The sequence below is a fragment of the Lysinibacillus sp. NPDC094177 genome (assembly GCF_050279145.1).
GTDB lineage: Bacteria > Bacillota > Bacilli > Bacillales_A > Planococcaceae > Lysinibacillus.
Genome location: NZ_JBNNTW010000001.1, coordinates 25,961 through 48,620, shown reverse-complemented (window position 1 = coordinate 48,620; position 22,660 = coordinate 25,961). Strand labels below are relative to the sequence as shown.

Genomic DNA, 22,660 nt, shown 5'->3' with positions numbered 1-22,660 from the left:
CGGAAATCAACCCCCCGTTTTGCCGAAGAGGTATATTAATTCATAGGATACCTTAAAATTCACCAAGATTTGCTCGACCATTTTGTTTTCAATATAATGAAACGACCTAAAAGCAGATATGCTTTTAGGTCGTTTTTTTAAATGGGATAGATACGTGATTTTAACTTCTTATTTAAAATGGATGCCTGTGCTATTGCCTGTGCATCATGACTAATCTCACCAGGTTTGTTTGCCTCTCCAATAATATAAGAGGAGAACGGCATCTTTAAGAAGTCAAAGATATATTGGAATTGTTGAATCATTGGTAGGCCCTTTATATATGGGTCGTCACCACCGACAGCAAGAACAATGGCCTCGGTAGTTTGTAGTTTTTCTTTTAGCTGTGGAAAACGCTCATCTCGAATAGCTTGACTCAGACGATCCACCATGTTCTTCATTATTCCTGACATGCTATACCAATATATCGGTGTCGCAAAAATAACGATATCACTTGTTAAAAACGCATTGATAATTTGATCATAATCATCATCTACAAACTGAAAGCCATTGTCATCATGACGCAAATCGTTGATGGGGTCAATCGTTAAATTTTTTAGATCTATTTTTTCATGTCTAATGCCCTCTAACACATAGTCAGCTAGTTGTTCACTATTACTATCGGCTCTAGAGCTACCAATAAATGCGGTAATGTTCATAAGAATCCTCCTCTATCATTTTAGGTTATAACTAGTGTAAACTTATTTTTATTATCGATAAAGCTGAATGTTTCGATGTGATGAATCAAAAAAAACGATTTAGAGGTGAAAAAGATGGATATGAAACAGCTACAAACGTTTTTAACAGCTTCAGAAACGTTAAGTTTTACGCAGACTGCACAGTTACTAGATTATGCTCAGTCGAGTATTACAGCACAAATTAAATCTCTTGAAGAAGAGCTTGGTGTTGTCCTTTTTGAAAGGCTCGGAAAACGCATAACCCTTACGGAGGAGGGCAAGCGATTACAACAGTATTCCCAAAAAATGCTAGATTTAAACGTGGAGATGAAAAAAGCTGTATTAAATGAACAAACACAAGCGGTGTTAAAAATAGGTGCACAGGAAAGTCAGTGTGTGTACCGTCTGCCGAGTATTTTACAACAATTTCAGAAATCTCATCCACAAGTCAAAATCATTTTTAAGCCTGTACATACAACTGAAATCGCCAAAGATTTATTACAGTCAGGCAAGCTCGATGTAGCATTAATTACAGATGCATATAAGGAAACACCTATGCTACATCGAAAGCGACTTATTCAAGAGCAATTAGTATTTGTTAGTGCACCTCCTAACAGCGATGAGGGGAGAGATGTATTTTCTTTACAGCAACTATCAAATGAAACGATGCTTCTGACGGAAAGTGGTTGCTCCTACCGTAATCAATTGGAAGTACAGCTGCAAAAGGAAGGTGCGCAACCAATACAAATGATTGAGTTTGCAAGTATTGAGGCCATTAAGCAATGTGTGATGGCAGGCTTAGGCATTACATTCTTACCCAAAATGGTGGTGGAGCAGGAGTTAGAAAACCACCGTTTAAAAGAACTGACTACATCAATGAATTTAGCAGAGATTTTTACGGATATAGCTTGGCATAAGGATAAACATATATCTCCGTATCTCGCTGATTTTATAGAGATTGCCATGGAGGGATATAAGAAGTTTTAGGAGCATTATTATACCTGAGGATAAAAAGGTACTGGCTACTGAAATAGGAAGCACCGTAGGAAAGAGAGCTCCATTTACTAATAGGAGAGCGAATATTTTTGATTTCACAATGTCGTATCGTTTTGAAAAAGTAAATCCTAAATATTATTTTATAAAGCTAAAACCACATTTTAGTAATATCTAACTTGAGGCTGCTTTTTTTTCACCTTTTAAATTAAGAGTATTTAACTGCTTGTTAAAGCAAATATTGAGGAAGTTGTAGGAGCATGAAAAAAGTGCGAATGAATATTTTAATCCATTTCGCACTTTTTAGTTCTTTTCACTATGGAAGGGTATTATGGTGACTTATGAAAGTACCTCAAGGGTGTTCCTTTGAATTCCAGTCGGACTTATAGAAAACCTATTGTTTCTTTAAAGTCCCAGAAAAATTAGTGCCTTCATCATGCTCTGTACGACAATCTACCTCGGTAATTTTAAGCGCATTATTAAGGCGTTCAAACTCTAATACACAACGATTGCCGTTTGAGGATTTGTTCATCACGGCCTTAGTGCTAGAAGTAATCGTAGCTGTCCCATCGACACTCCCTGTAGCAGTACCATCATTTGAAGTAATGAATATATTAAAGTTTTTGCTTGTTGCGTTTGAAATATAGGCATCACGGCGATTAAAATCTGTTGAGCCTGTACCCCACTTATAGTAATACGAATAGGTACCGTCCCAAGCACTTTTAGAAGGTGTTGTCAGCTGCATTGTTTTATCTAGCTGATTTTGGCCATTTTTCGCTCGTGTATTTAAAGAAGCATTACTCGTATTTTCATGAATTGCTTGTGCGTCCTCTGAAATTTCATAAAAATTTCTTTCATCCATACGGTGGAGCATTGTAACGACTTGAGCTCGTGTCATATTATTTGTTACGCCAAAAAACTTCTGTAAATTGCGATTTTCATACTGAAAGTTTTGACCAGTGGAAATGTAATAATCGAGTAAAAACTGAATGGATTGATCTAACCCACTTTTACCTTTAGTTAAATGTGTAATGGCCTGTGCCACAACTCCGCGCTTCACATTAGCTGCTCGAATATTGTTATCGAAATAGCCGTTTAAAGGAGCACCATAGCTTGCAAGTCGATTGTAAAATTCATCAGACCAGTTTGCTGCAGGGGTTTGCTTTTTTACCTCATCATATGGTGATTCAAGCTCATAAAAGTTAGCAAGTAGTTTTGCGAATTGTTGCTCTGTGATTGTTGCATTGGGCTTAAATGTACCATCTGCATAGCCATTAACGATATCATATTCCTCTGCCCACATGATAGCTTCATAAGCATAATGATCTTCTGGCACATCTTTAAAGCCAGCAGCTTGTACAGTGTATCCACTTACCACAACAAGTATGGGAAGCAATAAAGCGCACACTAATTTTTTCATTTGTCTCAGTCATCCTTTCTTTCTAATCATGTTAATAGTTTGAAGGATATGGATAAAAACTGCAAATTTTTCTAGTTTATTTTACTATAAGTTTATAGAAAATTATTCTTTAATGAAAGAAGGAATAAAAAGGGATGTTGAATAGTTTAAATAAATACCTCCAAAAATGGATGCCTATTTTAACACCGCTTAGTTTAGTGGTTGGTGTGTTGTTTGAGAACGTAGGGCATCAGCTATTATTTTTAGTGCCGTGGCTGTTTGCTTTTATGACATTTGCAGGTAGTTTAAGCATGAATTTTGAAGGAATAAAAAATCTTAAAAAATACCCAACAGTTATTTTAATTGTTATCGCATTTTTACACCTACTCATGCCAATTTGGGCTTATTTAGTATCAAACATCATCTTTCACGATCATCTACTGACAATTGGTTTTGTTTTAGCAGTCGCTATACCAACAGGGGTAACGAGTTTTATTTGGGTCAGTATTTGTAGGGGGCATCTTGCATTATGTCTTGCAATTATCTTAATCGATACACTCATTTCGCCCATTGTTATTCCAGCATTACTTCATATTGTTGTAGGGCAAACAATTGAAATTGATACTGTTGGTCTCGTTCTAGATTTACTTTGGATGATTGTGGTGCCTTCTCTTATAGGTGTAGCGTTAAATGAGTTTACTAAAGGTAAAATTGAGCTTACTTTAGGAAAGAAATTAGCCCCTTTTTCAAAACTTAGCTTATTTAGTATTGTAATGATAAATAGTAGTGCAATTGCTCCATTTATTAAAAATATTAACTTGGAGCTTGTTAGTGTTATTTTGGTCGTATTTCTACTAGCTGTATCAGGATATGCTTTTTGTTTAGTATTAGGGCATATACTTTGGAAGGATAAAAGCATTGTTACGATGTTCGTTTTTACAGGAGGGATGCGTAATATTGCTGTAGGGGTTGTAATAGCGACTACATACTTCCCTGCAAAAACGGTTATGCCTGTAGTGTTTGGTATGTTATTTCAGCAAGTTCTAGCCTCGTTCTTTAGTCGAGTAATGGAAAAGTATCAGCTGAAATATGCGGAAGGTTAAATATATGATGAACGATTGTTTGAGAGAAAGCGAATGTTTTTTGTAAGACTCACAGTGCAGTAGCTATCGGCTGTTATTAGAACGCTACATCATGATGATGAAGCTGTTACAAAAAAACACTGAAAATTTTGATGCATTACCATCATTGAAAATAACAAAATATGAGGTTTCCATTATGCTACCTTCAGAATATGATGAAGATAAGCGATAGCCATGTTATTTAATTGGGGGATGGGGGAGATTTTGCATCTTAAAAATTATACAAAAATATATATTTGAGAGTAAACACCAACAGTTTTTATACTAGAAATGCTGGGCTTTGCGCTATTGAAAGTATTTTGGGTAATGATTTTTCTCAAAAAATATCAATAAATAGTTAAAATTTATAAAGTTTAAGCTTATTTTTCCTTAAAGAAAGCAAATGTTGAATGAGAAAGAAGGATGCGTGAATGAAAGAGTTAGATGATTTGAAGCTAACGATTCTTCCGTTAATTATTTTGCTTATTCTTATACTTTTATGGAAACTGACCGAGTCGGTTGGAGCAGGGATGGTGGTTATTATTTTCTGGATAGGCTGGCGCCGCCTTGTAAGAAAATTATTATAAATTGAAAGCTTGCGTAGTGTCAGTTTTAAGGCTCCTCACAAAATGCTAAATGGCGGGTCTGTCGATTAAAATTTACTAAACAGCTTTATACAAACAAAGTAGCGTTTGTTTACAATAGACATCGTTTGATAATGGAGTCAAACGGTGTTTTTTTGGATGTGATTCGAAAAGGCGATATTTCATAATTAAATAACTATTAAGCAAGATTTCATAAATACATAAATAGAAAATATTCCTAATGCATATAAAGAATGAAATTATTGTAAATTGACTATGTACTAATATTTGTAATTTTGTTACGATTTATTAATTAATAAATGAAACAACAAGGAGATACAGCATGTGGCGTAATCGAAATGTATGGATAATTTTATTAGGTGAATTTGTTGTAGGTCTTGGCTTGTGGGCTGGGATTATAGGGAATCTTGCTTTTATGCAAGAGGTTGTACCCTCTGACTTTCACAAATCATTAATCATTTCTTGTGGTATATTGGCGGGCTTAGTAGTAGGTCCGTTGGCAGGGCGTATTATTGACAGATCAATGAAGAAAACAGTTGTACAGTGGGCTAGTGTAGGACGAATTATTAGTGTTTTATTTATGTTTATGGCTCTTTATACAAATTCGGTTATTTGGATGATTCTTTTTTTAATTACGTTGCAAATAGCAGCCGCCTTTTATATGCCTGCCCTACAATCTATTATTCCAATGATTGTTAAGGAAAAGGATTTAATTACATTAAATGCTTGGCAAATGAATGCTCGAACGATTTCAAGGATTATTGGTACTGCTGCAGCAGGATTCATGCTAAGTTTCTTTGAGCTGAAATGGTTGTACATTATTTCATTTATTGTCTATATGATGATGTTTGTTATTACGAACTTCCTACAATTAGATGAAACTGCAAATCAATCATCAGCAGCTAAAGAAAAGGGAGACTTTAAAGAAGTGTTACCGATGGTGAGAGAGCACCCTGTTGTATTAATGACACTTGTTTTAATGTTAATTCCAACATTATTTTTAGGTTCCTTTAATTTAGTTATTATGAAAATTTCTGAGATTCATCATTCAACGACAATATCAGGATTATTATATACAGTTGAGGGTATAGGTTTTATGCTAGGTGCAGCTGGTTTGAAATTGATTACAGAACGGCTGAACACTAGAACACTACTTTTTACATTAGCATTTATCATCGGTTCGATGGAGCTAATGCTAATATTCTCTGAAATAAAATTTTTGGCATTAATGGCTTTTGGAGTTTTTGGTTTTTCAGTAGGCTGTTTTTTCCCGACGACGATGGTTATTTTTCAAAAGCAAGTGCCAAAAGATTTTCATGGGCGATTTTTCTCATTCCGTAATATGATTGATTCTGTCATCTTTCAGGTCGTCTTATTGTCAACAGGCATGATGCTAGATTTAGTTGGTTTAAGTGGATTGGGACTTGTTTTTGGTATTATTAGCTTAAGTTTAACCATAACTTTTTTACTTTATTCAAAGAAAAAGAGTGTTGTTATGCATGCTCATTAAACATAAACAAAAAAAGGACTGTCAAATCTGTAAACTGTTTTTGGCAGTTCTTCCTACTTATTTAAGTTTACATTTTACGAGGTCAGGTTTGTTGAAGTATAATTCAACTATTCAATTAATCAATTGAATAGATTGGTGGGGTTATATGCTTAACGAACGAAATTTAAAGGATTTGTTATATCAAGAGTTTGGAAGAATAGGGAAAAGTTTATCAAGCCCTAAACGATTGGAAATTCTTGATCTTTTATCACAAGGTCCAAAGTCTGTAGATGCTATAGCAAAAAATACAGAAATGTCAGTTGCTAATGTTTCGCAACATTTGAAAACCCTTTTTAATTCGAGATTGGTTAAATTTAAAAAAGAAGGAAATTACGTCATTTACGAACTTGCGGATGAAGTTATTTCTGACTTTTTAATTGCATTGCATGCTTTATCAGAAAAGCAATTAATTCAAGTTCAACAAATAAAAGAAGAATTTTTAAATGATCAGCTTGGGTTAGAGGGAATAACATTTTCAGAACTTCTTTCTCGAATGGAAAAAGGTGAGGTTTTACTTTTGGATGTAAGACCGAAAGAAGAATATGAAGAGGCACATATTCCTGGTGCTGTTTCTATTCCTATCGAAGAGTTGGGAGAGAGGATTTCGTCTTTGCCAACAAATTGCGATGTTGTTGCTTATTGTAGAGGACCTTATTGTTTAATGTCAGCAGAAGCGGTGAAGATTCTAAAATCAAAAGGAATTAATGCATTTCGTATGGAACAGGGCGTTAAAGAATGGCTACAATTCGTAAAATAATTAGAGCGGAGGAACTAAGAATGAAGCTAGGAATTATTTTGGAGACAAAAGAACCTGAGAAAGCGTGGAATGCATTTAGGTTCGCGAACGCTGCATTAATGAAAGAACATGAAGTTAAGCTATTTTTAATGGGTGAAGCTGTAGAATGTGAAAACATTGAACATCCAAGTTTTAATGTAAAAGATCAAATGAATAAATTTGAAGAATTAAAAGGTGACCTTTTAGCTTGTGGAACATGTTTAAAATCGAGATTACTAGATAAAACAACTACTTGTCCAATTTCTACAATGGATGACTGTGTTGAAGTTGTTGAATGGGCTGACAAAATGGTGACGTTTTAATTCTTGAAAAGTAGAAAGAAGGTGTTGAAAGATGCTTGGAAATGCACAAGAAACCACAGAGACTTATATAAATTCACCCGAAAAGTTAAAGAGCTTATATAAGCGAGTGTTAATCGTTGTTAGTCTCTCACAAGTTTTTGGTGGGGCAGGGCTTGCAGCAGGTATTACTGTAGGGGCACTTTTAGCTCAGCAAATGCTAGGAACGGATGCTTATGCAGGAGTACCATCCGCTTTATTTACTTTAGGGTCGGCAGGTGCAGCTTTAATTGTAGGGAAACTATCACAACGTTATGGGCGTCGTACAGGTTTATCAACAGGTTTTATAGTCGGTGGACTCGGCGCAATTGGTGTAGTCATTGCGGCCATGATGAATAGTGTCATTTTGTTATTTGCTTCTCTATTAATCTATGGCGCTGGGACTGCAACAAATTTACAGGCTCGCTATGCAGGGACAGATTTAGCCAATAATAAACAACGAGCAACGGCTATCAGCACAACAATGATGATGACAACATTTGGGGCTGTGGCGGGGCCAAATTTAGTAGATATTATGGGTAAATTTGCTGTTTCCATTGGTGTTCCGGCGCTTGCAGGTCCATTTATCTTATCAGCAACAGCATTTATCTTAGCAGGTCTTGTCCTATTTATTATGTTACGTCCCGATCCATTAGAAATTGCAAAAATGATAGAAGCGGATAGACGTGAGAATGAATATGGAAATAAGGTTGAATCCTTTAGTCAAAAAGCTATCAATAAAAGAGGTTTGACAGTCGGTGCAACGGTTATGGTACTTACTCAAATCGTAATGGTTGCTATAATGACGATGACACCAGTACATATGAAACATCATGGTCATGGTTTATCGGAGGTTGGGATTGTTATAGGTTTTCATGTAGGTTCCATGTATCTTCCATCGCTCGTAACAGGCGTTCTTGTTGATAAAATCGGACGAACAGCCATGAGTATTGCTTCAGGAGTGACTCTGTTATGTGCAGGTTTATTAGCAGCATTCGCACCGAGCGATTCTATGGTTCTATTAATCGTAGCGCTTTCTTTACTAGGATTGGGCTGGAACTTTGGCTTAATTAGTGGTACTGCTCAAATAGTTGATTCGACTGAACCTTCCACACGTGCAAAAACACAAGGGAAAATAGATGTTTTAGTTGCATTAGCAGGAGCTTCTGGTGGTGCTCTCTCAGGCATGGTAGTAGCTAATGCAAGTTATGCAACTCTATCTTTAGCAGGGGGTCTTTTATCCTTAATTCTTATTCCAGTTGTTATTTGGTCTAGAAAAGCTTGAGGTAAGTTATATAACACTAAAGTGGGAGCGTTTCAAACAAATATAGAAAGATAATGATAGGGGCTTAAATTGTTCTCTTTTGCGGTTCCAACCACACTATACATGATGGTACCTCCTCTAGCACATCTCGGGTTACTAAACATTATAGTTCTTCACTATTTTTGGTCATATAAAAACTGCACCTCCGATTTTTGATATGCTCCTCATTAGGTAGACAGATGAAAAAATAAAATCTGTTTATTTAAGAGGGCACTGAAAAACTTACGTTTTCATAAAAGCGAACCTTTTTCAGATAAAAATAAGGCACTTCTTGTTCAATTTTGAACAGGAGGTGCCTTATTTCGTCATTATTTCTTATTCATTTTCGTTTAGTAGCTTTAATATCCGTTTCAAATTGACAGCGAATATCGTTGTAGCACCTTGATTTTCCATGCCAAATAGTCCCGCAGTCGATGCCGTATCGTACCCGTGTCCGTTTTTTAAATTCGCTATTCTTCGCTTCTACTTTGTAGCGATTTGCGGCTAATTGATAAAATGCTTCCGTATTTTGAAATGCCTCTTGTTCGGCATGTGTATCCGACTTAATTGTGACAGAATATGTTTTACTTTTTGCGCCTTCTTTATAACAGCCCTCTCTCATTGGACATACTTTGCATTTTTCGAAGACGAAGCCGACGAAATTTTGTAAGCGAACTTGAATCAATGACTGGATCTTCTGGCGCCATATCGAAGAAATATTTGAATGACACATCGTACTTTGAACGCTCTACAAGGTCGACGTCTGATACATCATAAATTGCTTTTAATAATAAGTACTTAAACATACGAATTGGAGGAATGGCATTACGTCCATTGTCTAAACAATATTTTGTTTTTAACTCTTCTAAAATGAATGAAAAATCAACAAGTTCATTGATTTGGCGAAGTATATTATCTTTTGGCACAACAATATCTTAGATCCCCGCACGAAGCGAAGCGTAGGAGGAGGCTCGGCGCTCGCCCGCGGAAAGCGAGCGGAATGCTTCGGAAAACAACAGTAGAGTCACAGTGCCAAATGAAAAAAGCGAGGTATTCAACGATTAAATCGTTGAATACCTCGCAATGTGAGAAGATATGGACTTTTTCAGTGCCCTCTTTATTTAATGGGGAATATTTTTATGTGTAAAAGTAAATATTTAAAAAATAGCAATTCTAAAACTTTATCATGAGGGAAGCCATTCACAAAATGAGATAGCATCTCTCTTTTCTGTTAATCGTAGAACAATACTAGTAAATATATTGTTAATTCCATCAACTATAGAAACTTCCCCCTCGTTAAACCTTTAAAAGTGGTGTTAACTACATCTTCAGGAGTACGTTTATTACCAAATGATTAAATATAATTGACTGAATACATGTAACATCTTTTTTTATGTATAGATGTTTTAGTACCTTTTTTTGGTTAGTATCAAAACATTAATAACCCAAAAAATGTTCAGTATAGTATTAGCCTGATTTCCAATACTAAACCTGTTTCAAATTTTTTTAGGAAGGAGGTGTATTAGTGAGATTTCTTACATGGAGTGTAATAGGAGCTGTTATTATAGGTGTTGCTAGAGTATTGCAAAATGGTACCCTTCAACAGTTTACAAAAAATATTTCGAATAAATTAAATCTACAGAGTGCCCAACAAATGATGCAGCCAATACAACAAATGGCACAACCATTGCAGCAAATGTCTCAGCCTTTACAACAAATGAACCAATCTTCACAACAAACGAAGCAACCTCAAGAACAAACAAACCAGTCTTCACAACAAATGAATCAATCAGTACAAAATACAGCCATTAATCGATCAACTGGTAGTTCATCAAAATAATAATGTAAACAAATGAGCAATTGCTATGAATGAGACGGTTTTGATGGAATAGGTATTCATAGCAATTGATTCTACATATTTTAGTATTCACTCAAACGATTTAATTTTACGGGTACGTTTCTATAAAAAATTGAAATGCTTTTTTACTTATGGCGCAGTTTAGTTAAAGAATCAAACAGGGTTTTTTAACTTATGGTTTGATGAGAAGCCATTAATTCTTTCTATATAAGAAGTAGTTAGATAGAGGTTTATATATTTCAAAATTTTTTTGAGAGAACGTTTATTGTATTATTGTGCTGTGCTGGTATTTTTATTGGTGCTGTAATATTATGGGTATTGATGTACATAAAATTCAAACTTTCAGTTACGAAGGTGTTCTTAGGAATTTCCAACTTCTAAGCGAAGCGAAAGTGGGAGTAGTTCAATGAAATTAAACCTTACAAAATTATAAGTTTCATGTCACAAAATTTAATTGTAAAAACTAAAATTCTGTTTTAGAATTGCTATTGTTGATTTTAAGTGGGAAAAATGAATAAACAATGAGGTATTCCAATGGTTTAAAATCCCCCGTAATCTTCAATTATATTAACAACTTGACAGAAGTCTATAAGGGGAGTAGTATACAATAGTTGCGGAAAAAGCTATTGTGAAGTAACAATTTTAAAAATGCAATATATACTTATTATCTAAGTTAATATACAACTAGAATTTAATTTAAGTAAGTAAAAGGTAGGTGCAAAAATGAAAAATTTATTAAGTAAAAAAGATGCCCTGTTAAAGAACTTTTTAGGGATATATATACTAGCTGTTTTAATGTTATGGATTAAAACATACATCACTCAAACAACACAATTTAAACTAGGAGTAGAAGGATTCCTTCAACATTTCCTTTTACTAATAAATCCACTAGGTTCAGCAATGCTGTTTCTAGGAATATCATTTTTATTTAGAGGAAAGAGAAAATATACATCACTAGTTGTAGTTTACACTCTGATGTCTATTCTTTTATATGCCAATGTTGTTTATTATCGATTTTTCAGTGATTTCATTACATTACCTACAGTTATCCAAACGCAGAACTTCGGAGATTTAGGTGGTAGTGTTCTTACTTTAATAAAGCCTTTTGATATTTTGTTCTTTGTGGATGTATTTGTAATGTTTTACCTACGATTCTCAAGAAGAATACCAAAGGAAAACAATCGTTTTGGATATAAAAAAGCAACGGCAATCATTACTTTTGCATTAGCAATATCATTCCTAAATTTAGGATTAGCTGAAGCAGATCGTCCGCAACTATTATCTCGAGGTTTTGATAGAAACTATATTGTGAAATATCTAGGAATGTATAACTATACGATTTATGATTCAGTAGAAACTATGAAAGCATCTTCACAGAGAGCTTTGGCGGATAGTAGTGATATTACAGAAGTGATGAACTATACAAAATCTAACTACGCCAAACCGAATGCAGAATATTTTGGTAAAGCAAAAGGAATGAACGTCATCTATTTACATTTAGAATCATTCCAAAACTTTCTTATCAACTATAAATTAAACGGTGAAGAAGTTACACCATTTTTAAATTCATTAACAAAAGATAAGAATACAATGTATTTTGATAATTTCTTCCATCAAACAGGTCAGGGTAAAACTTCCGATGCAGAATTTATGCTGGAAAATTCTATGTTTGGGTTACCACAAGGATCTGCTTATATTACAAAAGCACAAAATACGTACCAAGCAGCTCCTAGTATTTTAAAAGATTATGGTTATACATCTGCTGTATTCCATGGTAATAACGGAAGCTTCTGGAATCGTAATGAGATTTATAAATCATTTGGATTTGAGCATTTCTACGATGCTAGCTACTATGACACGAATTCTTCAGAAAACATGGCTGAATATGGTTTGTTAGATAAACCATTCTTTAAACAATCTGAAAGTCTATTAAAATCGTTACCACAACCTTTTTATACGAAATTTATTACGGTAGGGAACCACTTCCCGTATACAATGAATCAAGACTTAGTAACAATTAATAAAGCTAATACTGGAGATGCAAGTGTAGATAATTATTTCCAAACAGCACGTTATGCAGATGAAGCAATCAAACAAATGTTCAATCAATTAAAAGAATTAGGCTTATATGATAATACGATGATTGTTCTTTATGGTGACCATTACGGTATTTCAGATAATCATAATGATGCGATGGAACAAGTCATTGGAAAAGAAATTACACCGTATGAAAATGCTAATTTGCAACGCGTACCATTATTTATACATGTTCCAGGAATGCAAGGTGGAACTAACCATGCTTATGGTGGCCAAACAGACCTTCTTCCAACGTTATTACATTTACTAGGAATTGATACGCAAAAATTTGTTCAATTTGGTTCCGACTTATTATCAAAAGACCATGATGAAGTTGTACCATTTAGAAATGGCGGTTTTGTCAGTCCTACTATTTATTCGGTGAATGGGAAATTTTATGATAATAAAACAGGTTTACTACTAGATGATAGTCAATTAGAGTATGCGAAAACTCTTAAAAATAATGTAGATCGTAAATTAGAATTATCTGACAAAGTGGTGAATGGTGACTTGTTGAGATTCTATACGCCAAAAGGTTATACTCCAGTGGATCCTTCTAAGTATAATTACTCGAAAGATGCGAATGTAGAATCTAAATAATTGTTGCAATTTGCTGGGCAGTTCAAGATGATGTGTTTGATATCAAAGCGTTTATTATCCGATTGCTTTTGGTATCTACCGTTATCTTGAATTGTTTTTTAGATAGAAAGATTGAAAGGCTTAGGGATTATTCCTAAGCCTTTTTAGATGTTTAAATGAAAGAAAAGTTCTTTAATAGAGAAGACTCAATAATACTTTGCTATAAATTTGACAGGACATGGTCGCCGTATCCAAAATATCGATGACAAGTGCAAATTACGGCAGAAACTTTATTCAATATGTCTCTTTGGGAGCAAAATGGCCGATTCCCTTTAATTCAAAGTCAAAAAATTTAAGAATTAGTTCATTTTCGTTTTCAATGCAGTAAGATTGATCAATATCAGCTTTTCCTCCTTGTAAAATATTTGTCAGTATTGGAGAGAAAAGCGGCAAATCGGTCAAACTTAAATGTTTTGCCCCTTGAAAATGAACAGTATATGCTTCTTTGAAGTGTTCATTATTAGGTTTGTTCGCTATATAAATGGAGTTGTTTTCGAGCTGTCCCCAAACATCGTCAGAATAAATGTTAAGAAGTGGGGTCGTAAAGTCTTTGCTGCTTGCTACAAAATCATCAATTTCTTTCTTATAAACAAGCTCACTTAAGAATGGGGCATCAATATTTACAACTGCACTTATATCATTACGCTCTCTGTCTAACCAAACACTCGCTGCACCGCCCATTGAGTGTCCAAACACACCAATTTTTTCTGTATTGATATGTTGATAAATCGGGTCATTGTCACTTTTGACTTTTGTAAGTATCGTATCAATGACAAAATTCATATCGTCTGTTCGTAGTTTCATCCATTTTTGAATGATATTGTACCGTTCTTCATTCGAGTAAATGCCTTTATTCATATTTTTTTCGAATTCATGGCGAAAATCCGAATTGATCATAGTTACTGTTCCATCCTCTGAACGAGTAAAGAAGGAGTGATAGGGATGGTCGATAGATACGACTACATAACCGTGGCTTGCCAGCTCAGTATAGGTAGATCTGTTGCTTGTCTTGATACCATATGCCCCATGTGAGAACACTAATAGAGGGTATGTTCCATCTGCGTTTTTGGGATACCAAAATTCTACATTAACAAATCTGTTGTCCCCTTTGTCCGTAAATTCCTCAATACGATTCTTGTCAAGATATGTGTAAGGAGCAGTTGCAACTTTATATTCTCCTGTCACTTTTGGTGATGGATGCTGTGGAAAGATAATGGCAGGTGAAAGTGCAAATACAAATGTCAATATCATCATAATGGACTTCCAAACAATGCTAGAAGTTTTGTATGGTTTACTATTCGTTTTCTTATGGATAAGAGATACTGTACCATTTAAAGCTAATAAGAAAAGTAGTATAGCAAGCATTACCCAGCGAAAACTCCAGACAATCACTGATGAAACAGTAAGTATTGCAAATACAATAAATATAGCAATTCTAATCCAACTCTTTATTTTTTTATGGTTTTTCTTTGTTACTATGCAATAGATGTCAAAGGTAATCTCAAAAATCAAAGCGACTAATAAAAGGGAAATTCCCATATTCATAACTCCACCTCATTGGAAAAATTTTTTGTAAAATCATCATATTAAACGGAAGGGAGGATGTATATGGGAAAACGGTAAGTTGTATCCACAGGCCGATAAGATGCAAAAAAAACGGTAAGCTCTAATGCTTACCGTAAATTAATTTGTTACAGATAACTACTGCTTATTAATTTTTTTGATCACTCACCAAAGTCTTTCTTTAATGCCTTTAGTTTTTCATTAATTTTTTTTGCATCTTTTTTATCATTTTGCCATGACAGTACACGAACTATGAGATAGATTACGGCAATTTGCAATGCAAGAAGGATTACACCTGTTGGATCAGTTACAAGATTCAGAGCGCTGCCAAGGACAATCAATAAAATCTCCAAAGTGAAGAAATGAATAATAATCCTTATTCGCATTTCCTTCTCGCTTAGATCTTTAGGAGAATATAAAATAAATCCGGTTAATGCACTTAAAAATGAAATTGCCATTATGATATAAATCGACTTCAAATCAAAGGCAAAGGCCATGTCAGGATAAAACATTTGTCGCAACAAAGTAATCATCATGATTATAGATGCGAAGATGATAAAGAAATTCTTAATTATCTTTTGCACAAATTCAAAAAAATTCATATGTATCCCTCTTTACAAACCAAGCATATTTTTTAGGATAGGCACATATTGCCTTGATATAACAGCACGTTCTCCGTTATCCAACACCGCTTCGAATCGGCCACTAATGGTCGGATAAACAGATGAAATTTTCGTGATGTTCAAAATTGTTGATTTCGACGCGCGAAAACAGTTTTTTCCCGTACATAATTCTTCTAATTCGTATAGTTTTTGTTTTACCTCAAAAACGTTATCCTTGCAGTACATAAAAACTTTTCCCTCGACTGCCTCGAAATAATAGATATCACCAAGGTTAATGCGGTGAATACTTTCATTTTGATGGCCAAGTAAAATGAGGTTCTCGGTTTTCAGCTTGTCGATGATGTCATATATTTCGTCATCAACCTCATGACACCTAATAATAATCTCTTCTTCTAATTCTTGGCTTATTTTTTCTATTGAAATTTTCAAATCATCACCCACGAAAATTCAAATTATTTCAGTTTCACTTGAATTCTATATAAATTTGCAAATGAAGCATAACTAATTTGGTTTGTTTATTCTAATGATAACACCTCCATATCCTTTTTTTATATCTGATTAACCGTTTGGATTTTATACTATAATATTATCCATAATCTGCTAAGTCAAGTGAAGGAGAAAGGGAGCAATACAGGAAATATAAAGAAAAAGAAATAGCGAGTGACTATTTTTCACTCGTTATTTCTTTAACCCCCTTTACTAATGTGAAAGCTTAGAAATTACAAATAGTACTATCATTAGAACCACTACAAGCAGGGGGAATCACACCAGGTCAACAATGCAATATCCATGTAGGGAGCGCAATTAATTACAGATAGTAGTTTCGCAAGTTTTTTGTTAATGAAAATTCTTCCAATCATCTTACCATTTAATCCTCCAGAGAGGATATTAGACGTTGCCGATTAGTATCGGTAAATATGATTTGGTCTATTTAAATACTCTTTTAATTTAAAAATTTCTTATCTGTTTTAGTAATGTATTGAGTTCATTTGCATCTTTTTTTGTCTTTATAATTGTTATAATCCATGCAAATATATATATTAATAAAAAACCACCAAGAAAATCTGCACTTAGAAAATTATCTGTCCACTTGTTATATAAAGATATAGAAAAGACGACTAGAAACATCACGATAAAATGGATGCTTAAAGCAAATAAATAGTTAATTTTTTCAATTTCAAAAATGATTGTAAAAATACCTGCGCAAGCTGAGATTATTAACACACCAATAATCTCAGCTTCTGAAGAGATGATGTTTTTTCTCGATAGTAAAACTAGCATATATATAAATGCACCAGTGCCTAACCCTGAAAATAATCTATTTTTTAATTGCAATGAAATGTCTTCCCCTCAAAATTTTTATGATTGTAAGATAGGCTTGTTTAATTCTTTTTGTACATTATATGTATAAAGAATTCCCCCGAAGAAAAGTCCTATAGATAGTCCACTTACTGCAGAATAAATGATATTAATTGAAGTGTCATTATAAAATGATGGAGAGATGCCCAAAGTTACATTTAAAAGATACTTCACCAAAAAATTTATCAGGATAATGATTAATGGAAGATAACACTTCTTCCTGATAATAACTGATTCCAATTTGAAAAAGTTTTGATATTTTTTATACAATAAATAACCAATTAAAGTCCCAGGAAATATGAAAAAGAAATAGCTAATTAAACAAAATTCTAAGTGCGAAAATTGAGTGATCATTTTTTCAAATCCCCATATCATAAATATGAAAGGAACTAAAAACATTTTAGATAAATTGATTGGCCTTTCCTGAGAAATAGCAATACCTCTTTTTATTAAAAAAAATAATAATATCCATACCCACAATGGCGTTCTTAAAAGCACTTCTTGAATAATGTTATACATTTTTTATTTCCTCCTTTGATGTTATCCATAATGGCATCAAATAGGGGATAAAGAAATACGTTTAAACATATGTGGTGAAAATCAATACATAAGTGGAGTTTTGGAATATCTTGTTAGCCCTTTTTTTAGGGAAGATACATATTTTCTTGACACAATTATTTTTTCTTCATTAGAGAGAATTGCTTCAAGACTACCATTAGTTTTAACCGAAAATTTATTTAAAAAATGAATATTGATAATGATAGTTTTTGAGATTCTGATAAAGTTATTCGGAAGATCCTGTTCTAATTTATATAATGGGCTTTTTATTTCAAAAATAGTATCAGTTGTGTAAATAAATATTTTTCGTTCAAGATACTCTAAATAAAATATATTGGAATAAGGTATTTTTTCTTGTTCGTTTTTTGATATAGAATTTGCTAGTAAATAGTTGTCAGAGCTTTTTTCAAGAGTTGAGACGATATCTTGAATAAAGGACGTTACTTTGTGAATGTTAAATGTACATGATTCTTCTTTAAGTTTTTCAATAATTTTAATGTTTACTTTCATTTAAGACATATATCCCTTTCAAAGTTGTTTCTTCATATTTTAATGTGAACGATTATGCGATATATGTAAAGAGTATATCAAAAAAGTTACGCTAATTTTGGGTACCCAGCTTATAGTGTAGGATAGTTTACCGAGATGCTGTATACAAAAGAATAAGAGATTTTATGAACCAAGCCATTTCTTAGTGCAGAGGAATCTGTCTATAGAAATGGCTTTTAAAAATGTAAAAATTTGTTTGAAAATTTCAGTCTTGTATCATTTTTAAAACCTAAAATGAAGTCAATAGAAAGGAGTAGTGTCGATGAAGATGAAAAAAATTAGTTTTGTTGTAGTTCTAATATTGGCAAGCTTTATAACAGATGGCGTAATTGTACATGCAGATGATCACGAACATGAAGATAAAAAACATGAAAAGTATAAAGAGTATAAGGACTATAAGGACGACGATGATGACGATGATGATGAGAAATATTACTATGACGATGAAGAAGAAGGTGAAACTTACTACTTTCAAGACGCTGTGAGTGCCAAGGGTACTTGGAATATTTGGACACGAACAGTTGCTGCAGATAAAGAAGTGCTACCTTTCGCAAGCTCTCAAAAGGTCACATTAAAGGTAGAAAGTACAAATAAGGAGCTGAGTTTTTTTGTTATACCAAAAGACGGGGAATTTTTTGTACCGGGTAAAGCTGTTGCACAGGCCCTAGGAGCAAAAGCAACCTTTTATAAAGAAAGTAAAATTTTAGATATCCAGGATCAAGCAAATGAATTAATTTACCGTGCTGGAACTAACGTTGTTTATGCTAACAATATGAAAACACCATCTCCTGCACAAGCATTTTATGTAAATGAAGAGTTATATGTGCCTATTAGTACAATAACGAATGGCTTAGGTTATATAGCAGAGTGGCAAGAAAGTAATCAAACATTTTTATGCCAGCCAATTACGAATTAGGGGGAAGCACTATGAAAGATCCGAAAAAGGCAAAATGGGTTTTAGGGGCGTCAGGGATACTTTTATCTGCAGCGATATTAACCCAAATTAACAGCCCAACAGAAGCTGAAACTACACGCACAAATAATATTCAGGAAGTAGATCAGGAAAATATGACGAATAAAGAAAAAGAGCTAGTACAGCTGGATTGGACAAACTTTGAAGTTACAAGTCAACCTGCTGTCAAAAGCGAGCGCAAAACGAAAAGAACTTAATGGAGTTGGTCGTGTGGATACACTAACTTTACAAATAATGAACACTGAATTTTATATTGCTATGCCAAAAGGTGTTCATTTCGTATGGAAAGAGAAAGCCGAGAAATGGCTTCAATATGTGGCAAAAGAATGGTCGAGATTTCAATCAAATAATGAATTATCACAAGTAAATGATTTAGAAATTGGAGAAACGCTATGCATTAATTCGTTACTGTATGATTGTTTAGTGCAAGCAAATCAATATTATCAACTTTCTAATGGTTTATTTTCACCCTACCTTAAATGCCATTTAGAACAGCATGGTTACAATCAATCTTTCCCATTTGATGCGGCTAAAAGTAAGGCATTTCAACACAAATCTCTTATTGCAGATCAACCATTTCAATTTCTAGGTGATGGGCAAGTTATGAAGGTAGCACATCAGGAAATTGATTTAGGTGGATTTGCCAAAGGGTATGCCATTGAGAAATTGGCGAATTGGCTTGAGCAAGAGGTATCTCCCGAATTCGGACTAATAGACGGGGGAGGGGATATGAAAATGTGGTCTTCCGGGGAAAAGACTTGGACAATCGGTGTTGCAGATGCCTGGGATATCGACAAGGAAATTAGCTCGATTAAAATGAAAACAGGTGCCATCGCTACATCCAATCGAGTTTATCGAAGCTGGATGCAAGGAACAATGAAGAAGCATCATTTATTAAACGGACAAACAGGTGAAATCGCCAATACAGAAGTATTACAAGCTTCAGTCGTAACGTCCTCTTTATGTGAAGCTGAGGTTGGTGCAAAACTGTGCTTTCTTATGGATGAGGGTGAATTGCAGCAATGGTTCGAAAATAATTGTCAACAAAGTGCCCGCTTTATTGTTAAAGAAGGGCAAGTAGCAAATTGGAGGATGACGGGGGTGAAATAAATGATTATAAGTACATGGGAATGGATTCGATTATTAGGATTATTAGCGTATTTTTACTTTACAATTTCCATTATATTTGGTTTGTTGAGAAAATCATCATTTGTCAAATCACATAAAAATTTAATTTATCATATACATCAAAATGCTGGATGGCTGGGGTTAATCACCGTCATCGCGCATATGTTCGTGCTTTTAATCGATCATTATGAGCCTTATAGCATAGTAGAGATTTTAATTCCTTTCACAGCGAAATATCAATCTATACCATCGGCTTTTGGAACAATAGCATTTTATTTGTTTTTAATGGTCATCATGACATCGGATTTATGGATTCGAACAATGAATCGCTCCTTATGGAAAAAACTTCACTTTCTTGTGTTGCCAGCATGGGTAATATCACTTGCTCATGGAGTGCTTATAGGAACGGATACAGAAAATGTGTTGATTATGATGTTTTATGTAGTTTCTGGAGGGATTACTATGTTAGTACTGGCAGCAAGAACAATAAGCCAGTTCGTGAAAAAAGTAAATGTTTCAACAACACACAATAGTTAAAAGAAATCGGGGCTGTCGTAACAAGCCCCGATTCTTTTATATTGGGAATTCAATATGAAATGTAGTGCCTTTATCTACTGTACTTGTTGCATAAATTTTTCCATCATGTTGCTCCACTATTGCTTTTGCTATGGCAAGACCTAAACCAGTGCCATTTCGTTGACGAGCAGCATCACTACGGTAGAATCGCTCAAATACTAAAGGCAATTCCTGTTCAGTTATACCAACTCCACTATCAGCAACAATAATTTTTACAGAGTCTTGATTTTTTAAAAGTGTCAGTGTTATTGCGCCACTATTTGTATATCTTATTGCATTGTCTAATAGAATATAAAGCAGCTCTTGTATTTTTGAAGCATCACCAAGCAACTCGATGTTTTCTTGAATTTCAGTAGAAAACTGTATTTCGGAAGGCATAATCCGTTGAAATTTCGTACTCACTTTTTTTAGTAAAGTTGATAACGGTATGATCTCTTTTTGAATGGAAACCTGCTGCTGATCATGTCTTGCTAAAAACAGCAGTTTCTCTATGAGCTCTTTCATTATTTCAGCCTCATCTTTTAAATCCGCAATCAATTCTTTTCCAAAAGGGCTTAATTGCTTTGCTTCCTCAGCTTCTAAAATTTCAAGTGAACTATAAAAAATACTTAAAGGTGTTCGTAATTCATGAGATGCATCAGATACAAACTTTTTTTGTTTATGGAACGACCATTGAATAGGGATCATCGCTTTACCAGCCATATAATAAGCCAGTAAACCGATTAAGACCGTTGAAATACCAGTTAATAATATTAGTAAGTACTTTGTCATTTGGAAAAAATGATGCTGTGACGTCACAGATTTACCAACGATAATATAGCCTGCTACAGTATCGTCATTGAAAATTGGCATTTTTAGAAGTAGAAAATGCTCTTCCTGCCATTCATAATGCTGTATGAGTTCCTCATTTGGGTTCCTATTGCCAAACGCTTTTTCGAGCGGATTCTTCAGTCCCTTAAAAGATTCATCACCATGGACAAACTTATGATCCTTTGTGTAAATATAGTAAAAAAAACTGCGATTTGGGTCATAATTTAAAGTTTTAGTGTTGGCATGAGCATGTTCAAAGAAATCGTGCTCTTGCCTACCATAAAAGTCTTCTAATTCGTTTATTTGTTGATTTTCCATTAATTTCATAAGAGAAAAGTATAGCACAATAACGAATAGTGAAAATAGCAAAAAGTAAAGCGTTGCATATAATAAGGATAATTTTTTTTTCGTTTTATGAAACATTAGTCTTCCCTCAGTTTATAGCCAATCCCTCTAACATTTTGAATACGTGATTTGGATTGACCATCATCAATTTTTTTTCTAACAAGCTTGACTAAAGCATCTAAGGAATTATTTGAAACATCGTAATCATAGCCCCATATATAAATACAAATTTGTTCTCTAGTTAGTACACGACCTTTATTGATAAATAAATATTCCAACAGTAGAAATTCATTTTTTGTTAGATCAACGACTTCATTATTGTACAAAAACACGCGAGAATCTATATTCAGCTGTAATTGATCTATCTGTATGACCTGTTCTATCACTTTATCTTTTCTTCGTAGTAATGCGCGAACTCTTGCTAACAGTTCCTCAATTTTAAATGGCTTTACTATGTAATCATCTGCGCCACTATCAAGTCCTTTAATGATGTCCTCTGTGTCGTCCTTCGCTGTTAGCATTAAAATACTACCATTGAATCCAGTGTTTCGTAGCTGCTGGCACACTTGAATTCCACTAAGGTATGGCATCATCCAATCTAAAATAATAAGATCATATTGCTCTGTAAGCGTGTGGTCTAGCGCTTCCTTTCCATTCTCCGCTTCTGTCACATTGTGAAATTCTTTCTTTAAAATATGAACGATATTTCTTCTTAATCGTGCATCATCTTCTGCTAGTAATATTTTCAAGGCGCTTCCTCCTATTACCTATATTCAACTAAGTATACGCATAATAAAATGAAATGAA

The 22,660-nt window shown here is 34.0% G+C and carries 23 protein-coding genes and 3 pseudogenes; 13 read left to right on the top strand and 13 right to left on the bottom strand.

The annotated features are described in order from the left end of the window. Positions 1–137: 137 nt before the first annotated feature. Entirely contained in the window at positions 138–695 is a 558-nt protein-coding gene (locus ACQKNC_RS00255) for a flavodoxin family protein (protein ID WP_427422912.1), read from the bottom strand. Between the two features lie 114 nt (positions 696–809). On the opposite strand from ACQKNC_RS00255, the gene ACQKNC_RS00250 reads away from it, so the two are divergent. Continuing rightward, a complete protein-coding gene (locus ACQKNC_RS00250; protein WP_427422911.1) occupies positions 810–1,700 on the top strand; it encodes a LysR family transcriptional regulator in 891 nt (296 codons plus the stop codon). Positions 1,701–2,100: 400 nt separating this feature from the next. On the opposite strand, the gene ACQKNC_RS00245 is transcribed toward ACQKNC_RS00250, so the two are convergent. Continuing rightward, complete coding sequence (locus ACQKNC_RS00245; RefSeq protein ID WP_427422910.1) at positions 2,101–3,126, bottom strand: S-layer homology domain-containing protein; 1,026 nt, start codon at positions 3,124–3,126, stop codon at positions 2,101–2,103. Between the two features lie 134 nt (positions 3,127–3,260). Here ACQKNC_RS00245 and ACQKNC_RS00240 point away from each other — a divergent pair, with 134 nt between their 5' ends. The 6 genes from ACQKNC_RS00240 to ACQKNC_RS00215 all read left to right on the top strand — a co-directional run bounded on the left by ACQKNC_RS00240 (position 3,261) and on the right by ACQKNC_RS00215 (position 8,778). Beyond that, a complete protein-coding gene (locus tag ACQKNC_RS00240) occupies positions 3,261–4,208 on the top strand; it encodes a bile acid:sodium symporter family protein (RefSeq protein ID WP_427422909.1) in 948 nt (315 codons plus the stop codon). 449 nt (positions 4,209–4,657) lie between these two features. Further along, positions 4,658–4,813 (top strand): hypothetical protein, encoded by a 156-nt coding sequence (locus ACQKNC_RS00235; protein ID WP_198516273.1) that lies wholly within the window; start codon positions 4,658–4,660, stop codon positions 4,811–4,813. Positions 4,814–5,153: 340 nt separating this feature from the next. Then, positions 5,154–6,341 carry an MFS transporter gene (locus tag ACQKNC_RS00230; RefSeq protein WP_427422908.1) on the top strand — a complete coding sequence of 396 codons (1,188 nt, stop codon included), beginning with the start codon at positions 5,154–5,156 and terminating at the stop codon, positions 6,339–6,341. A 145-nt stretch (positions 6,342–6,486) separates the two neighbouring features. Next, positions 6,487–7,137 carry an ArsR/SmtB family transcription factor gene (locus ACQKNC_RS00225; protein WP_427422907.1) on the top strand — a complete coding sequence of 217 codons (651 nt, stop codon included), beginning with the start codon at positions 6,487–6,489 and terminating at the stop codon, positions 7,135–7,137. Positions 7,138–7,157: 20 nt separating this feature from the next. Next, the gene (locus ACQKNC_RS00220) at positions 7,158–7,478 is read left to right on the top strand and encodes a DsrE/DsrF/TusD sulfur relay family protein (RefSeq protein WP_427422906.1); all 321 of its coding nucleotides are present in this window, start codon (positions 7,158–7,160) and stop codon (positions 7,476–7,478) included. A gap of 31 nt (positions 7,479–7,509) precedes the next feature. Further along, on the top strand, positions 7,510–8,778 hold the full coding sequence (locus ACQKNC_RS00215; RefSeq protein ID WP_427422905.1) for an MFS transporter: 1,269 nt from the start codon (positions 7,510–7,512) through the stop codon (positions 8,776–8,778). Positions 8,779–8,800: 22 nt separating this feature from the next. On the opposite strand, the pseudogene ACQKNC_RS00210 reads toward ACQKNC_RS00215, so the two are convergent. The 3 pseudogenes from ACQKNC_RS00210 to ACQKNC_RS00200 all read right to left on the bottom strand — a co-directional run. Then, positions 8,801–8,921, bottom strand: a pseudogene (locus tag ACQKNC_RS00210) (transposase domain-containing protein); the annotation flags it as partial. 211 nt (positions 8,922–9,132) lie between these two features. After that, positions 9,133–9,448: pseudogene (locus ACQKNC_RS00205) on the bottom strand (transposase); the annotation flags it as partial. Next, positions 9,432–9,728: pseudogene (locus ACQKNC_RS00200) on the bottom strand (transposase); the annotation flags it as partial. The pseudogenes ACQKNC_RS00200 and ACQKNC_RS00205, both read right to left, overlap by 17 nt. A 593-nt stretch (positions 9,729–10,321) precedes the next feature. Here ACQKNC_RS00200 and ACQKNC_RS00195 point away from each other — a divergent pair. Together ACQKNC_RS00195 and ACQKNC_RS00190 are read left to right on the top strand one after the other, a co-directional pair. Further along, a complete protein-coding gene (locus ACQKNC_RS00195) occupies positions 10,322–10,636 on the top strand; it encodes a hypothetical protein (RefSeq protein WP_427422904.1) in 315 nt (104 codons plus the stop codon). Positions 10,637–11,377: 741 nt separating this feature from the next. After that, positions 11,378–13,330, top strand: coding sequence for an LTA synthase family protein (locus ACQKNC_RS00190; protein ID WP_427422903.1), 1,953 nt, complete (start codon positions 11,378–11,380; stop codon positions 13,328–13,330). Between the two features lie 273 nt (positions 13,331–13,603). Here ACQKNC_RS00190 and ACQKNC_RS00185 read toward each other — a convergent pair whose 3' ends face one another. From ACQKNC_RS00185 to ACQKNC_RS00160, 6 genes are all read right to left on the bottom strand, one after another. Continuing rightward, entirely contained in the window at positions 13,604–14,908 is a 1,305-nt protein-coding gene (locus ACQKNC_RS00185) for an alpha/beta hydrolase family protein (protein WP_427422902.1), read from the bottom strand. A 185-nt stretch (positions 14,909–15,093) separates the two neighbouring features. After that, positions 15,094–15,534 (bottom strand): DUF3021 family protein, encoded by a 441-nt coding sequence (locus ACQKNC_RS00180; protein WP_427422901.1) that lies wholly within the window; start codon positions 15,532–15,534, stop codon positions 15,094–15,096. Between the two features lie 12 nt (positions 15,535–15,546). Then, on the bottom strand, positions 15,547–15,984 hold the full coding sequence (locus tag ACQKNC_RS00175; protein ID WP_427422900.1) for a LytTR family DNA-binding domain-containing protein: 438 nt from the start codon (positions 15,982–15,984) through the stop codon (positions 15,547–15,549). 519 nt (positions 15,985–16,503) lie between these two features. Continuing rightward, positions 16,504–16,890, bottom strand: a complete 387-nt coding sequence (locus tag ACQKNC_RS00170) for a DUF3021 family protein (RefSeq protein WP_427422899.1) — start codon at positions 16,888–16,890, stop codon at positions 16,504–16,506. Positions 16,891–16,914: 24 nt separating this feature from the next. Next, the gene (locus ACQKNC_RS00165; RefSeq protein ID WP_427422898.1) at positions 16,915–17,433 is read right to left on the bottom strand and encodes a hypothetical protein; all 519 of its coding nucleotides are present in this window, start codon (positions 17,431–17,433) and stop codon (positions 16,915–16,917) included. Between the two features lie 81 nt (positions 17,434–17,514). Next, positions 17,515–17,982: a LytTR family DNA-binding domain-containing protein gene (locus ACQKNC_RS00160; protein ID WP_427422897.1), complete on the bottom strand. Its 468-nt coding sequence runs from the start codon at positions 17,980–17,982 to the stop codon at positions 17,515–17,517. 301 nt (positions 17,983–18,283) lie between these two features. On the opposite strand from ACQKNC_RS00160, the gene ACQKNC_RS00155 reads away from it, so the two are divergent. From ACQKNC_RS00155 to ACQKNC_RS00140, 4 genes are read left to right on the top strand one after another with little or no spacing between them, the layout of a single operon-like run. After that, positions 18,284–18,937, top strand: coding sequence for a copper amine oxidase N-terminal domain-containing protein (locus ACQKNC_RS00155; protein ID WP_427422896.1), 654 nt, complete (start codon positions 18,284–18,286; stop codon positions 18,935–18,937). An 11-nt stretch (positions 18,938–18,948) separates the two neighbouring features. Next, entirely contained in the window at positions 18,949–19,191 is a 243-nt protein-coding gene (locus ACQKNC_RS00150; RefSeq protein ID WP_427422895.1) for a hypothetical protein, read from the top strand. A 13-nt stretch (positions 19,192–19,204) separates the two neighbouring features. Next, positions 19,205–20,104, top strand: coding sequence for an FAD:protein FMN transferase (locus ACQKNC_RS00145; protein ID WP_427422894.1), 900 nt, complete (start codon positions 19,205–19,207; stop codon positions 20,102–20,104). Then, positions 20,105–20,659, top strand: coding sequence for a ferric reductase-like transmembrane domain-containing protein (locus ACQKNC_RS00140; protein ID WP_427422893.1), 555 nt, complete (start codon positions 20,105–20,107; stop codon positions 20,657–20,659). Positions 20,660–20,695: 36 nt separating this feature from the next. On the opposite strand, the gene ACQKNC_RS00135 is transcribed toward ACQKNC_RS00140, so the two are convergent. Further along, positions 20,696–21,931, bottom strand: a complete 1,236-nt coding sequence (locus ACQKNC_RS00135; protein ID WP_427422892.1) for a sensor histidine kinase — start codon at positions 21,929–21,931, stop codon at positions 20,696–20,698. Beyond that, positions 21,931–22,602, bottom strand: a complete 672-nt coding sequence (locus tag ACQKNC_RS00130) for a response regulator transcription factor (protein WP_427422891.1) — start codon at positions 22,600–22,602, stop codon at positions 21,931–21,933. Before ACQKNC_RS00130 ends, ACQKNC_RS00135 begins: the two co-directional genes overlap by 1 nt. Between the last annotated feature and the right edge of the window lie 58 nt (positions 22,603–22,660).